Genomic DNA, 13,585 nt, shown 5'->3' with positions numbered 1-13,585 from the left:
ATCAGCGTTTGCGGTGTATCAGGCAAACCGCGTAAACAAAACTTACGACTGCTACGCAGCCGGACGCAGGCTTCGCCAGCTGCTACAAAAATTGCGGTGTTCGCGAATCGGTAGCTGCTGCCGAAGGCTGCGTCCGACAGCGAGGCAGTCGTTAGACACTTACAACCAACACGCATCCCAAAGCGGATAGTCATGAACGCGCGTCACCAGTCCTGCTCGGATCGGGTTGGCCACGACATATCGAGCAAGCCCCTTCACATCTTCCTCCCGCCGAACCGCACGATCGTGATATCCCTTCTGCCAAAGACGCCCCCGTCGCCCTAACGCCTGATTGACGGCAAGACTGCTTCGGGACTTTATTCGGCACATTAGCTCGGCCAAGGTTTTATCACGCAACTGCACCAGACAATGCAGATGATCCGGCATCACCACCCAAGTCAAAAAATCGGCCCAGCCATCCTCTTGTACCATTCGAAATTCCTGAACAACCAACCTCCCCAAATGCCAATCAGCAAAAAACGGCCGCCGCTGGTGGACGACAACCGTTAATAAATAGATCCGCCCAGGTTCAGAAAAACGACCAATGCGCAGGTGACCTGCTTTCGAATTGACTGGCACTCCATTGCCTCCTTATCCATCGAAAAGTGACCTGGAATCTACAGCGTTGCCCGTCAGCCCGCGTGGCACCAATGACCACAAAATATGAAAGCCATAACGCGATCTGTAGCAGCTGCCGAGCAGCGCGAGGCTGCGTCCGGCTGCGTCCGGCTGCGCAGCAGTCGCAAATCAGCGTTTGCGGTGTATCAGTCAAACCGCGCATGCAGGATTTACGACTGCTACGCAGCCGGACGCAGGCTTCGCCAGCTGCTACGAAGAGTGCGTCGCCACATCAGGTCTGTTTGCCAGTAAACTCTCCCCCCTTTAGCCGCCATCATTCCCCCCGCGGCCATCACCTAATTTCCAACGGAGTCCGCCTTGCGTCTGTTCCACACCTCCGACTGGCACCTCGGGCAGAATCTGCACGGCCAGGAACGCGATTTCGAGCACGCCTGTTTTCTAGAATGGCTGTTGCGCCAGCTGAAGCTGGACCAGCCCGATGTGCTGCTGATCGCCGGCGATATCTTTGACACCGTCAACCCACCGGTCAAAGCCCAGGAGCGCCTCTACGATTTCATCGTCAGCGCCCACGAGCAGCAACCCTTGCTGACCATCGTGATGATCGCCGGCAACCACGATTCCGGCTCGCGCATTGAATTGCCCGCGCCGTTGATGCGCCGCTTGCGCACCCATGCACTCGGTCGGGTGCTGTGGCTTGATGACGGTGAACTGGATGCCGAACGCCTGTTGCTGCCGTTGCCCGATGCCAGCGGCGAGATTGCCGGCTGGTGCCTGGCGCTGCCGTTCCTGCGCCCCGCCGAAGTCACCGGTGCGCAGTTGGGCGACAACTATTTGCGCGGGATTGGCCAGGTTCACGAATGGCTGATCGAAGCGGCCAACGCCAAGCGCACACCCGGTCAGGCGTTGATTGCGATCAGCCACGCGCACATGGCCGGTGGATCCGTATCGGAAGATTCCGAGCGCAGCCTGATCATCGGCAACGCCGAAGCCCTGCCTGCCAGTCTGTTCGGGCCGAGCATCAGTTATGTCGCCCTTGGCCATTTGCACAAACCGCAGAAGGTCAACGGCGAAGAGCGCATCCGCTACAGCGGCTCACCGATTCCGCTGTCGTTCTCCGAGATCGGTTATCAGCATCAGATTCTCGATATCACGCTCGACGGCGAGACCCTGGTCAGCGTCGAGACGAAGCTGATTCCACGGGCCGTCAACCTGCAACGCATCGGCCCGGCGCCGCTGGCGGAAATCCTCCTGCAACTGGCCGACCTGCCCAACATCGATTTGCTGGCCGACATCCAGCGCCAGCCGTGGCTGGAAGTCCGGGTGCGGCTGGACGAGCCACAACCCGACCTGCGCCATCAGATAGAAACCGCCCTGCAAGGTAAAGCCGTGCGCCTGGTGCGCATCGCCGCCGAATACGCTGGCAATGGCAGCCGCGAGGGTGTCGATGACGGCACTACCCTCGTGGAACTGGACCAACTCACGCCTCAGGAATTGTTCAGCCGCGCCTGGCAGGACAACTACGGCAGCGAGGTCGATGAGCAAACGCTGAAGGACTTTGCCGAGCTGCTACAAGACGTGCAGATCGAGAGCGAACAACCATGAAAATCCTCGCGATCCGCCTGAAAAACCTTGCCTCCCTGGCCGGGCCCTTTGAGATCGACTTCACGGCAGAACCCTTGGCCAGCGCCGGTCTGTTTGCGATTACCGGACCCACCGGTGCTGGCAAAAGCACCTTGCTGGATGCCTTGTGCCTGGCGCTGTTTGGCGCGGTACCCCGCCTGAGCAATGCTCAAGTGTCTGCCAAAGCGCCAGACGCCGATGGCGAAATCAGCACCGGAGACCCGCGCACGCTGCTGCGTCGCGGCACCGGCGAAGGCTACGCCGAAGTGGATTTCGTCGGCATCGACGGCCGTCGCTATCGCGCGCGCTGGGAAGCCAATCGCGCCCGGGAGAAAGCCGGCGGCAAGCTGCAAGCCAGTCGCCAGAGCTTGCGGGACATCGATCAGGATCAGCTGCTGGCCAGCCAGAAAGTTGAGTTCAAGACCCAGCTCGAATCCGTACTGGGCCTGAACTTCGAGCAGTTCACCCGCGCCGTGCTGCTCGCCCAGAGCGAATTCAGTGCATTCCTGAAGGCGAACGACAACGAACGCAGCGAACTGCTGGAAAAGCTCACCGACACTGCGCTCTACACACGCCTGGGTCGCCGCGCGTTCGACAAGACCAAAGAGGCGCGTGAAGCGCACAAGCTGTTGCAGGACCAGGCCACCGGCGTGACGCCGCTTGCGCCCGAAGCCCGCGCCGAACTGGATGAGCGCTTCAATGAGGCCCAGCAGCAACTCAAGACGCAGCAAGCGCAGCTCAAGCAGCTTGAGCTGCAACACACCTGGCTCAAAGACCTGCGCCAGTTGCAGGACGAGCAACTGAGCGCCACTGAACAATTGACCAGCGCGCAGCAGCATTGGGACAGTCTGGTCGGCGAACGCCTGAAACTCACGCGTCTGGAACAGTTGGCCCCGCAACGGCATCAATTTGCGCGCAAGACTGAACTCACCGCGCAGCTCACCCCGTTGGCTGCGCAGATTCAGCTACACACGCAACAGCAACAGGAACTCACTGAGCGCCAGACTCAACTCGAACAGAGCCTGAGCAGCGCCCATACCGCTCTGATCGAGGCGCAAAACCAGTACACCCACAATGCGCCATTGCTGCGCCAGGCCTTTGAAGCACAAAGCACCCTCGCCCGTCTGGTCAAGGACACGAGCCTCAGTGCCGATCTGAAGCAGCAAGCCGAACTGGCCTGCACTCAGGGCCAGAGCACGATTCAAGGTTTGCTTGATCAGCAAAAAATGGTTGCCGAACGCCTGCAACGCATCGCCGGGGAGCTTGAACTCAGCACACCTCTGGCACCGCTGAGCGAGGCGTGGAACGCCTATCGCGATCGCCTGCAACAGCTGATGTTGATCGGCAATCGATTGAACAAGGGGCAGGCCGAACTGGCGACCCTGGAACAAAGCGCAACTCGCGCAGCCGAAGAACTCACCGCGCAAAAACAGCAGCTGGAAGTGCTCTACAAAGAGGCTGGCGCTGAACCCGAAGCCGTGGCTGAACAGATCCAGTTGCTCGGCAATCTGTTGCAGGACAACCGCAAGCAACTACGGGCTTTCGAAGAACTGACACGGCTGTGGGCCGGCCAGCGAGAACTGGACACCCGCAGCGCGCAGCTTCAACAACGCCAGTTGAGCGCACAGCAACAACGCGATCACCTGACCCAGGACGGGGTAAAAACCAGGAACGAACTGACCGTCGCCGAACAGACTCTGACCGTCACCCGCGAACTGCTGGAACGTCAGCGACTGGCCCGCAGCGCCAGCGTCGAAGAACTGCGCGAGCAGCTACAGGACGATCAACCGTGTCCCGTTTGCGGCAGTCCCGATCATCCTTATCACCAGCCCGAAGCGCTGTTGCAAAGCCTCGGTCGCCATGATGAAAGCGAGCAGGCCAACGCGCAGAAAGCCGTCGACCAGTTGAAAGAAAAACTCACTGACCTGCGCGCAGAAGTCGGCGGCATGATCGCTCAGCAAAAAGAGCTGTTACAGCAGCAAGAGCAGCTCGCCACCCAGCAACAAGCCTTGACGCCTAGCCTCGAAGCGCATGCGTTGTCGACGCAATTAATGGCTCAGGACGCGAACAAACGCGATGCCTGGCTCGCGCAGCAAAACAATCAGCTGAATCAGAGCATTAGCCAGGACGAACTGCGCCAGACCGCCCTGCTCACCTTGCAACAGGACGCCGCGCGCCTTCAGCAACAACTGCGCAGTGCCGAAACCGCAAGCCAGCAAACGGCGCAGCACTTGAGCAACCAGCAACGCGAGTTGAGCAGCGATCGCCAGCGCCTGGACGAAGAACTGACCGCGTTCAGCACCCTGCTCCCAAGCGACACGCTGGAGGCTTTGCGCAACGAGCCCGCCGCGACGTTCATGCAGCTCGACCGGCAGATTGCCCAGCGCCTGGAGCAACTCGATCAGCAACGCGATGAACTTGGCGACCAGCTGCAACGTCAGCAGGCGCTGGAGAAAGAGCAGGACCGCCAACAGACCCGCGTTCAGCAACAGGATGCCGCCCGACAGCAGTTCGATGCCCTCGCCGCGCAACAGCAGGCCTGTCAGCAAACCCTGACTCAATTGTTGGGCGAACACGCCAGCGCCGAGCAATGGCAGCAGCAACTCGATCACGCCGTCGAACAGGCACGCACGGCCGAATCGGCGGCCAATCAGGAACTGCAAACCGTGCGCACGCACCTGGTGCAATTGGCGGCCGAACTCAAGGCCCGGCAGGAACGCTCACAGTCACTGGAAACCGAAGACCGCGAGCTGAGCAGCAAGATCGCCGATTGGCGCGCGCAGCACCCGGAACTGGATGACGGTGGTCTGGACGCGTTGCTGAGCGTCGACGATCAACAGCTCGGCGAACTGCGCCAGCAATTGCAGCACAGCGAAAAAACCATCGAACAGGCCAAGGTCTTGCTGCAGGAGCGGGACAAGCGCCTGCTCAGTCATCAGGCGCAGCACAACGGCCATCTCGATGCCGAACAACTGACCACCGCGCTGGCCGAACTGCAAAACCTGTTTACCGCCAGCGAACACCGTTGCGCCGAGCTTCGCGCTGAACAGGCCGAGGATCAGCGCCGGCAAAATGCCAATCAGGCCCTGGCCCGGCAGATCGCCGACGCCTATACCGAGTACCAGCGCTGGGCGCGTTTGAGTGCTTTGATCGGTTCGGCCACCGGCGACACCTTTCGCAAGATCGCCCAGGCCTACAACCTCGACCTGCTGGTGCACCATGCCAACGTGCAGTTGCGGCAACTGGTACGCCGCTATCGTCTGAAACGCGGCGGCAGCATGCTGGGGTTATTGGTGATGGACACCGAGATGGGCGATGAGCTGCGTTCGGTGCATTCATTGTCTGGCGGCGAAACGTTCCTGGTGTCACTGGCGCTGGCCCTGGGCCTGGCATCAATGGCTTCAAGCACGCTGAAAATCGAATCGCTGTTCATCGACGAGGGCTTCGGCAGCCTCGATCCGGAATCCCTGCAACTGGCCATGGACGCGCTGGACGGTTTACAGGCTCAGGGCCGCAAAGTCGCGGTGATTTCCCATGTACAGGAAATGCATGAACGGATACCGGTGCAGATTCAGGTCCGTCGCCAAGGCAATGGCCTGAGTACCCTGGAGGTGAAATGAATACGTTGTATTCCTTCCGCCGCTGCCCGTACGCCATGCGTGCGCGAATGGCCCTGCGTTACTCCGGCGTGCCGGTGAACATTGTCGAAGTCAGCCTCAAGGCCAAACCCGCAGAGATGCTGGCGCTGTCAAGCAAAGGCACGGTGCCGGTGCTGAGCGCTGATGGCCGGGTGATAGATGAAAGCCTGGCCATCATGCAGTGGGCGTTGGCGCAAAATGACCCGCAGGACTGGTTGCTCAAGGATGATCCCGCCGGACAAGCGCACATCGCGGACCTGATCGAGTCGAACGATCAGACCTTCAAAGTGCACCTGAATCGCTACAAATACGCCGAACGTTATCCCGAGCAACCGATGGAGTTTTATCGAGCCGAAGGTGAGGTGTTTCTGCGCCAGCTTGAGGAGTTGCTGGAGGGGCGTGACTACTTGCTGGCGGCGCATCCAAGCCTGGCGGATATAGCGCTGATGCCGTTCGTGCGGCAGTTTGCGCATGTTGATCGCGAGTGGTTTGCGCAGACGCCTTATGTGCGGTTGCAGGACTGGTTGCAGCGGTTTCTGGAATCGGATTTGTTTACTGGCGTAATGCAGAAGTAACTGCATCGATCCCTGTAGCAGCTGGCGAAGCCTGCGTTCGGCTGCGAAGCAGTCGTAATTCCTGCTTACCCGATTTGTCTGAAATACCGCATGCGCTGATTTTACGGCTGCTGCGCAACAGAACGCAGGCTTCGCCAGCTGCTACAGGTGCGTGGGGTTCAGGCAAACACTTCACACATCTGCAACACCGAGCAATCCACCTGGAACGGCCCGAAGAAATCATGCTGGCGTTTAATGGGCGGATTTCCCGCCAGCAACCCGAGCGCCTTCTGCGTTTCAATATTCCGTGCGAGGCTGTGATTGGCTTCGATGGCGCGAGCCAAGGAACCTGCAGAGGCCTGCCCGATGCCCAGCAACGAAGAGCCGTTGGTGATGAACGCCAGGAAGGCAACTACCCAAAGTCTGCGCCCTTTCATGCCCCGACCACTCCCACCCGTTCTGCAGGCTCGCCCACGGCGTTTTGGGCGCGGTGTTCGAACTGGATGGCGGGATAAGCGACTTGGATCGGTGAATCTACGGTGCGCTGCGATTGAGCCGAAAGGCTGACGACCAGCACCAGGATCATGTACAGACCGATGGCCAGGTAGGCGCCGTGTTTGGCAAAAGTGAGGATTGAGCTGGCCATGATGTTCTCCGAGGGCATGTTTCGATGCCCACAGGATCAATCAAAAAAGCCGGGGTAACCACTCAGGGTTATCCATAGTGACCATCAGCTTCGTTGATCATTAAGCCAGTCTATTTCAGTCTTCGATAAAACTCATCATGCGTTCGCGGGCCGCGTCCGGCTCGTCTGGAACGGGCTGGACATCCGAAAGTATGGGGGTTGAATACAGAAAAAGAAGAACCACAGCCACACGCATCGCCATGTTGTCGATCCTTGTTATTAGAGTTGGAATCAAAAACCGAGCGCCAAATCTAAACTCGTGGCCTTGTGATATCAAGGCATACGTGGATGGCAATGTGATGCTGTCGTAAACGCGTTATGCAGGAGCGACATCACTCAGGTTTCTCAACGCTTTTCAGCTTGATCGACGCAAATGACTTCGCTCCTGCATAACAGGTGCAGGCTTTGAATTTCAGGCTTGGGTTTTGTGATCCAGGGCGGCATAGAACTTGGCGCTCTGTTGCAGGTATTTCTGGGTGTAGCTCTGAGCGTGGGATTTTTTGTCGCTGATTTCGACGTTGGCACTGGCTGGCAGAGCAACGGAGGCGGAGATGGCAGAAGCGGCGATGACAGAGAAGAGGTTGAAGTTCATGGCGGTATTCCTCGCATTCAGTTGGCTTGCTTGCCCGGTGGGGCCGTGAAGCAAACTTAACCTTCGAAGGTCCGCGCCTTGAAATGCTTTGTAGCATTAGCAAATATCAGCGTCATTAATACAAGGATGCAGGCCCCATCAACCGGGGCCTGCGGCCTATTGACGCAGCAGAAACCTGACGTCGCTCGGCGCGTCCATCGGCAATTTCTGCACGGTGTTCCCCAGCAGACCGGTCTTGGCGTCACGTTCGACGACAACAACCTGGTTGCTCTTCTGGTTGGCGATCAGCACGAACTTGCCACTGGGGTCGAGGCTGAACTCGCGCGGATGATCCCCTTCCACTGAACGTCGCTGCAGTTCCTTGAGGTGACCGGTCGCAGGATCGATGGTAAACACCAGCAATTGATTGGCGGTGCCACGGTTGCTGACATAGAGGAATTTGCCATCCGCCGAAGCATGCAGTGCTGACGCCGCTTTATCGGACGTGGGCTGGCCCGCCGCAAGGTCGACCAGTTGCGTTTGCTCAAGCTTGCCATCCTGGTAATCGAACACCGCCACCTGCGCACTCATTTCCATGGTCAGCCAGGCATGTTTGCCGTCGGCGCTGAACAGCAAATGACGCGGCCCGCTGCCTGGCGGCAACTGCACGGACGCCGGTGTGGCGGGCGTCAACGGCAGGTCCGGATTGGCCTTGGGGTCGAATCGGTAGACAAAGACCTTATCTGCCCCCAAATCATTGGAGAACACGTAGCGGCCGTCCGGCGAGGACACCGTCGAATGCACGTGCGCCGACATTTGCCGCTCGGGGTTGACCCGACTCGCCGGATGACTGCTGATCTGCACCACGTTTTCAAGTTTGCCATCAGAACCCACCGGCAACACCGCGAGAGTGCCACCCGGATCTTCAGCCACCGAATAGTTGCTGACGAACAGATGACTGCCATCGCCGCTGAGGCTGGAATGCGTTGGCTCGTTGCCCAGGCTCTGGACCTGATTGATCAGGTTCAGCTCATGGGTCCTGGAATCAATCGCATAACTGCTGACACGCCCGACCGGATCTTTCTGACCCGGGCCGTTTTCATTGACCACGAACAGGTAACGCTGATCCTTGGACAGGGTCAGCCAGGACGGGTTTTCGCTTGGGACCACTTGCAGTGGTTTGGCGTCGATCTGCCCGGTGGAACTGTCGAAGTTCAGGCGATAAATCCCCTGACTCTGACCCGCCGTGTAGGAACCCACCAGCAATTGGTACTCATCGGCCGAGACAGCCTGAACGCCCATCGCGCCGACGCTGACGGCGATCAACAGCGGCCAGAAGTTACGCATTCTCAGGCGCATCGTCCTCGTCGTCATGACCACCGATAGCGGTCAGGCACACCAACCGGTGCTCGCCGGAATCGCCGATGATCAACCAGCTTTGCAGGGTCGGGTCGAAGGTGGCGGCCTGAACCTGCGCCGGGGTGAACTCCCAGTGCTTGGCCGCTCGCCCATCCATGCACTCGATGTGCAGGTTATCGACTTCATCGAGGGAGAATTCGAATGCGTGCAACCCGTCGATTTCCACCATGTCGCAGTGTTCGAGGGTGTTGAGCAGGGTATCGGCTTCGGTAGTCATGGCAGTCAATCTTTGAATGGGAAAGATGCAATGATAACTCATGATCGTTCCCACGCTCCGCGTGGGAATGCAGTACGGGACGCTCCGCATCCCAAGCAGACGCAGAGCGTCCATTAAGGCATTCCCACGCGAAGCGTGGGGAACGATCAGTTACAGGGCTTCACGCGACGGCTGTCCATCCACCAAGCGTTGTATGCGCAGCGGATTACTATTCTTCAACGCGTCCGGCAGCAGATTGTCCGGGTAGTTCTGGAAGCACACCGGGCGCAGGAAACGGTCAATCGCCAAGGTGCCCACGGACGTACCGCGCGCATCAGAGGTCGCCGGGTACGGCCCACCATGGACCATCGAATCGCAGACTTCCACGCCGGTCGGATAACCATTGAGCAGAATCCGCCCGACCTTTTGCTCCAGCAAAGCCGTCAATTCGCCAAACTGTTCAAAGTCCGCCGGATCGCCAATGATCGTCGCCGTCAACTGCCCATGCAGCCCGTTCAGCGCGGCAGTGAGTTGCGCCTGATCAGCCACGTCTACCACCACCGTCGTCGGGCCGAACACCTCTTCCTGCAAGACCTCATCACCGTTGAGCAACAGGCTGACATCAGCCTTGAACAACTGCGGTTGGGCCTGATTGCCCTGTTGCGCGTTACCGGCCAGGTGCGTGATGCCGGCATGAGCCAGGAGTTTGTCCAGGCCTTTGCCATAGCTGTTCAAGGTCCCCGCATTGAGCATGGTTTGCGCCGGCTGATCGTTGATCAACCCGGCAACCTGCTGCACAAACGCGCTGAACTGCGCTGAACGAATCCCGATCACCAGCCCGGGATTGGTGCAGAACTGACCACAGCCCTGGACCACCGAGGCGGTCAGGTCGCGGGCGACCGTTTCAGCTCGGCTCTGCAACGCCTGTGGCAACACGATCACCGGGTTGATGCTCGACATTTCGGCGAACACCGGGATCGGCTGTGCACGTGCTGCAGCCATGTCGCACAAGGCACGACCGCCCTTCAGCGAACCGGTAAAACCAACAGCCAGAATCGCCGGGTGCTTGACCAGCGCCTCGCCGACTCCGCCACCGTAAATCATGTTGAACACACCGGCCGGCATGCCGGTTTTTTCCGCCGCTCGCAGGATCGCGTCAGCCACCCATTCGGCCGTGGCCATGTGACCGCCGTGTGCCTTGAACACCACCGGGCAACCGGCCGCCAGGGCCGAGGCGGTATCGCCACCGGCCGTTGAGAACGCCAAGGGAAAGTTGCTGGCGCCAAACACCGCCACCGGGCCGAGGCCAATGCGGTATTGGCGCAAGTCTGGACGCGGCAGCGGCGTGCGTTCCGGTAGCGCCCGATCAATGCGGGCACCGTAGAAGTCGCCACGACGCAGCACTTTGGCGAACAAGCGCATCTGCCCGCTGGTGCGACCGCGTTCGCCTTGAATGCGCCCAGCGGGCAGCGCGGTTTCGCGGCAGACCACTGCGACAAACTCGTCACCCAACGCGTCCAGCTCATCGGCTATCGTATCGAGAAATTGTGCACGGCGTTCCGCACTCAAACTGCGATAGGCCGGGTAAGCCGCCGCGGCGGCCTTGGCGGCGGCGTCGACTTCTTCCGGGGTTGCCTGGAAGAAGTCGTGCGGCAACGCTTCGCCGGTGCTGGCGTCGACACTTTGCAATTTGAGCGTGCCGCTCGCACTGCGCTGGCCGCCAATGTAGTTATGTCCAAGAACCTGAGTCATGCCTGTCTCCTTAAAGGGTGCCGACGGTGCCGGGCAGGAACGCCGCTTCAGCGGGTGCAATGCCGTTGATCAACGGTGCGCCGAACTCGGCCTGGCTGATCTCGAAAACGTCACCCGCCCGGGTGCGGATGCCATCAGCGAACGACAAAGTCGCGGTGCCAAAGAAATGAATGTGCACATCCCCCGGGCGCAAGAACTGACTGTACTTGAAATGGTGATACTCAAGGTTTTCCAGGCTGTGGCACATGTTGGCCTCGCCGCTGAGAAACTCGTTCTGCCACAGCACTTCACCGTCGCGCAGGATACGGCTGGTGCCAGCCAGGTGTTGCGGCAGTTCGCCCACCCGAAGTTCCGGGCCATAGCTGCAACTGCGCAGTTTGGAATGCGCCAGGTACAGGTAGTTTTTACGCTCCATGACGTGGTCGGAAAACTCGTTGCCGACCGCATAACCGAGGCGATATGGCTTGCCATCGTGACCTATGACGTAGAGGCCGCTGAGCTCAGGCTCTTCGCCGGCGTCTTCAGCGAATGGTGGTAGCGGGAACGGCTTGCCCGGGCGAACGACGATGCTGCCGTCGCCCTTGTAGAACCACTCCGGTTGTACGCCGGCCTGCCCTGCTTGCGGTTTGCCGCCCTCCACTCCCCATTTGAATATGCGCATGGTGTCGGTCATGGCCGCTTCGTCACCGGCGTGTTGATGCATCTTGTCCCGGGCCGAGGCGCTGCCCAAATGGGTCAGGCCCGTGCCGCTGACTAGCATGTGCGCCGGGTCCGGGTGATCCAGCGGCGGCAGGATGCGTAACGTGGCCAGCAGGTCGGCATAGTCATGGCTGATATCCAGGCCCAGGGCATTCACCTGCTGTTGCAGATTCGTGCCTGCTTCGATTGCCGCCAGTGCCAGGTCACGAACGGTATGCGCATCCCGCACTTCATGCACCAGACCATCCTCGACAACGCCGACGCGGCGCTCGCCGTTACTCAATTCGAATTGAACCAAACGCATGATTTTCTCCTGTTTATTCAAAACACTCCCGGCCCCTGTGGGAGCGAGCCTGCTCGCGATTGCGGTGTATCAGTCGCCATCACTTTTGAATGTGACGGCCTCATCGCGAGCAGGCTCGCTCCCACAGTTGATTGGGGTTGGCCCTAGGTACGGGTCGCACCACGCGCACTGGCCGCAAACTGATCCGCCGGCAGCACATGCTTGCGCTCCAGCAACCGATAAACCACGCCCGTCAGCACCAGCCCGAACACCATCACGCCCGACAGGAAATACAGCCCCGACGCGAGGTTGCCGGTGTACTCCTTCAGAGCACCGATCACGAACGGACCGATGTAACCGCCGAGGTTGCCCACCGAGTTGATCAAGGCGATGCCGGCCGCCGCACTGGCCCCGGCGAAGAATCGACCCGGCAAGGTCCAGAACACTGCGGTGCAGGAAAACAGTGCAAACGCCACCAGGCAGAGAGCTGCCAGTTGCAACACCGGCACCGTCAGCCAGGCACTGAGGAACAGGCCAATGGCACCCAGCACATACAGCACGGCGAGGTGGCCGTAGCGGTCATTCAAGCGGTCGGAACTGCGTGGAATGATCAGCAAGCCGATGATCCCGAAAATGTACGGCACCGCTGAAACGAACCCGGTGACCAGATCGGTGCCGCCAAACTGTTTGATCAGCGTCGGTAACCACAGACCCAAGCCATAGATGCTCAACGTCACCGGCAGGTAAAACAGCGCCAGCAGCAACACACGCTTGTCTTTGAGCGCGTGCAACGGATTGCCGTGACGGGTCTGGCCGTATTCCTGAAGGTCCTTTTTCAGCTCGCCGGACAGCCAGTCCTTTTCGGCCTGGTCCATCCACTTCACTTGTTGCGGGCCGTCAGGCAGGTAACGCAGCACCGGCCAGGTCAGCAGGATCGCTGGCATACCGATGACGATGAACAGCCACTGCCAACCGTGCAGACCGAGGGTGCCGTCCATGCCGAGCAAGCCACCGGACACCGGGCCGGTGATCATCATCGCGATGGGTTGGGAAAGAATGAACAGACCGAGGATCTTGCCGCGATGGCGAATCGGAAACCACTGAGTGATGTAGTACAGAACGCCCGGGAAGAAACCGGCTTCCGCCGCACCGAGCAGAAAGCGCATCACGTAGAAGCTTTGCGGCCCCTGAACGAAGGCCATGCCAATGGTGATGGCGCCCCAGGTGACCATGATCCGCGCAAACCAGCGTCGCGCGCCGAAACGGTCGAGCATCAGGTTGCTGGGGATTTCAAACAGGAAATAACCAATGAAGAACAGTCCGGCACCGAGTCCGTAAGCGGCGTCACCGAGGCCGATGTCGGCGCCCATGTGCAGCTTGGCGAAGCCAACGGCGGAGCGATCCACATAGGCGATCAGGTACAGCAGGATCAGGAAGGGAATCAGTTTGAGTGTGATGCGACGAATAAGCCGCAGTTCCTGGCTCATGAGTTCGGTCTCCGATTGTTGTTGTTATAGAACCTCGGGGGACGCCTCTCGCAGAAAATCTGC

General features: G+C 59.7%; 13 protein-coding genes. 3 read left to right on the top strand and 10 right to left on the bottom strand.

Annotation, left to right across the window (positions count from 1 at the left end; genetic code table 11):
• Positions 1-159: 159 nt before the first annotated feature.
• A complete protein-coding gene (locus tag PMI22_RS0129285; protein ID WP_033049042.1) occupies positions 160-618 on the bottom strand; it encodes an REP-associated tyrosine transposase in 459 nt (152 codons plus the stop codon).
• Between the two features lie 357 nt (positions 619-975).
• Here PMI22_RS0129285 and PMI22_RS19905 point away from each other — a divergent pair, with 357 nt between their 5' ends.
• From PMI22_RS19905 to PMI22_RS19915, 3 genes are read left to right on the top strand one after another with little or no spacing between them, the layout of a single operon-like run.
• Complete coding sequence (locus tag PMI22_RS19905; protein WP_007944622.1) at positions 976-2,220, top strand: exonuclease SbcCD subunit D C-terminal domain-containing protein; 1,245 nt, start codon at positions 976-978, stop codon at positions 2,218-2,220.
• On the top strand, positions 2,217-5,858 hold the full coding sequence (locus tag PMI22_RS19910) for an AAA family ATPase (RefSeq protein ID WP_007944621.1): 3,642 nt from the start codon (positions 2,217-2,219) through the stop codon (positions 5,856-5,858). Before PMI22_RS19905 ends, PMI22_RS19910 begins: the two co-directional genes overlap by 4 nt.
• A complete protein-coding gene (locus tag PMI22_RS19915) occupies positions 5,855-6,451 on the top strand; it encodes a glutathione S-transferase (RefSeq protein WP_007944620.1) in 597 nt (198 codons plus the stop codon). The genes PMI22_RS19910 and PMI22_RS19915 overlap by 4 nt, the downstream gene beginning before the upstream one ends.
• 158 nt (positions 6,452-6,609) lie before the next feature.
• Here the strand turns inward: PMI22_RS19915 and PMI22_RS19920 are convergent, their stop codons facing one another.
• The 9 genes from PMI22_RS19920 to PMI22_RS19950 all read right to left on the bottom strand — a co-directional run bounded on the left by PMI22_RS19920 (position 6,610) and on the right by PMI22_RS19950 (position 13,522).
• A complete protein-coding gene (locus PMI22_RS19920) occupies positions 6,610-6,867 on the bottom strand; it encodes a hypothetical protein (protein WP_007944619.1) in 258 nt (85 codons plus the stop codon).
• The gene (locus PMI22_RS19925) at positions 6,864-7,076 is read right to left on the bottom strand and encodes a hypothetical protein (RefSeq protein ID WP_007944617.1); all 213 of its coding nucleotides are present in this window, start codon (positions 7,074-7,076) and stop codon (positions 6,864-6,866) included. The genes PMI22_RS19920 and PMI22_RS19925 overlap by 4 nt, the downstream gene beginning before the upstream one ends.
• A gap of 115 nt (positions 7,077-7,191) precedes the next feature.
• A complete protein-coding gene (locus PMI22_RS32240; protein ID WP_007944616.1) occupies positions 7,192-7,317 on the bottom strand; it encodes a hypothetical protein in 126 nt (41 codons plus the stop codon).
• A gap of 210 nt (positions 7,318-7,527) precedes the next feature.
• Positions 7,528-7,707 carry a hypothetical protein gene (locus tag PMI22_RS19930; RefSeq protein WP_007944614.1) on the bottom strand — a complete coding sequence of 60 codons (180 nt, stop codon included), beginning with the start codon at positions 7,705-7,707 and terminating at the stop codon, positions 7,528-7,530.
• 156 nt (positions 7,708-7,863) lie between these two features.
• Complete coding sequence (locus tag PMI22_RS19935) at positions 7,864-9,033, bottom strand: lactonase family protein (RefSeq protein ID WP_007944613.1); 1,170 nt, start codon at positions 9,031-9,033, stop codon at positions 7,864-7,866.
• Positions 9,026-9,322, bottom strand: a complete 297-nt coding sequence (locus tag PMI22_RS0129280) for a DUF5629 family protein (RefSeq protein ID WP_033049040.1) — start codon at positions 9,320-9,322, stop codon at positions 9,026-9,028. Before PMI22_RS0129280 ends, PMI22_RS19935 begins: the two co-directional genes overlap by 8 nt.
• 150 nt (positions 9,323-9,472) lie before the next feature.
• Positions 9,473-11,053 carry an aldehyde dehydrogenase (NADP(+)) gene (locus PMI22_RS19940; RefSeq protein ID WP_007944611.1) on the bottom strand — a complete coding sequence of 527 codons (1,581 nt, stop codon included), beginning with the start codon at positions 11,051-11,053 and terminating at the stop codon, positions 9,473-9,475.
• A gap of 10 nt (positions 11,054-11,063) precedes the next feature.
• Positions 11,064-12,056, bottom strand: coding sequence for an AraD1 family protein (araD1, locus tag PMI22_RS19945; protein WP_007944610.1), 993 nt, complete (start codon positions 12,054-12,056; stop codon positions 11,064-11,066).
• 143 nt (positions 12,057-12,199) lie between these two features.
• Positions 12,200-13,522 carry an MFS transporter gene (locus PMI22_RS19950; RefSeq protein ID WP_007944609.1) on the bottom strand — a complete coding sequence of 441 codons (1,323 nt, stop codon included), beginning with the start codon at positions 13,520-13,522 and terminating at the stop codon, positions 12,200-12,202.
• Positions 13,523-13,585: the final 63 nt, after the last annotated feature.

This window comes from Pseudomonas sp. GM21 (assembly GCF_000282215.1).
Taxonomy (GTDB): domain Bacteria; phylum Pseudomonadota; class Gammaproteobacteria; order Pseudomonadales; family Pseudomonadaceae; genus Aquipseudomonas.
The sequence above is the reverse complement of the archived record's forward strand: the minus strand, read 5'-3'. Positions and strand labels throughout refer to the sequence as shown.

Bases quoted from the DNA above. Each gene is read 5' to 3' on its own strand.
- PMI22_RS19910 (WP_007944621.1), top strand. From the start codon at position 2,217: ATGAAAATCCTCGCGATCCGCCTGAAAAACCTTGCCTCCCTGGCCGGG.
- araD1 (WP_007944610.1), bottom strand. From the start codon at position 12,056: ATGCGTTTGGTTCAATTCGAATTGAGTAACGGCGAGCGCCGCGTCGGC.
- PMI22_RS19920 (WP_007944619.1), bottom strand. From the start codon at position 6,867: ATGAAAGGGCGCAGACTTTGGGTAGTTGCCTTCCTGGCGTTCATCACC.
- PMI22_RS19935 (WP_007944613.1), bottom strand. From the start codon at position 9,033: ATGCGTAACTTCTGGCCGCTGTTGATCGCCGTCAGCGTCGGCGCGATG.
- PMI22_RS32240 (WP_007944616.1), bottom strand. From the start codon at position 7,317: ATGGCGATGCGTGTGGCTGTGGTTCTTCTTTTTCTGTATTCAACCCCC.
- PMI22_RS0129280 (WP_033049040.1), bottom strand. From the start codon at position 9,322: ATGACTACCGAAGCCGATACCCTGCTCAACACCCTCGAACACTGCGAC.
- PMI22_RS19915 (WP_007944620.1), top strand. From the start codon at position 5,855: ATGAATACGTTGTATTCCTTCCGCCGCTGCCCGTACGCCATGCGTGCG.
- PMI22_RS19925 (WP_007944617.1), bottom strand. From the start codon at position 7,076: ATGGCCAGCTCAATCCTCACTTTTGCCAAACACGGCGCCTACCTGGCC.
- PMI22_RS19930 (WP_007944614.1), bottom strand. From the start codon at position 7,707: ATGAACTTCAACCTCTTCTCTGTCATCGCCGCTTCTGCCATCTCCGCC.
- PMI22_RS19940 (WP_007944611.1), bottom strand. From the start codon at position 11,053: ATGACTCAGGTTCTTGGACATAACTACATTGGCGGCCAGCGCAGTGCG.
- PMI22_RS19950 (WP_007944609.1), bottom strand. From the start codon at position 13,522: ATGAGCCAGGAACTGCGGCTTATTCGTCGCATCACACTCAAACTGATT.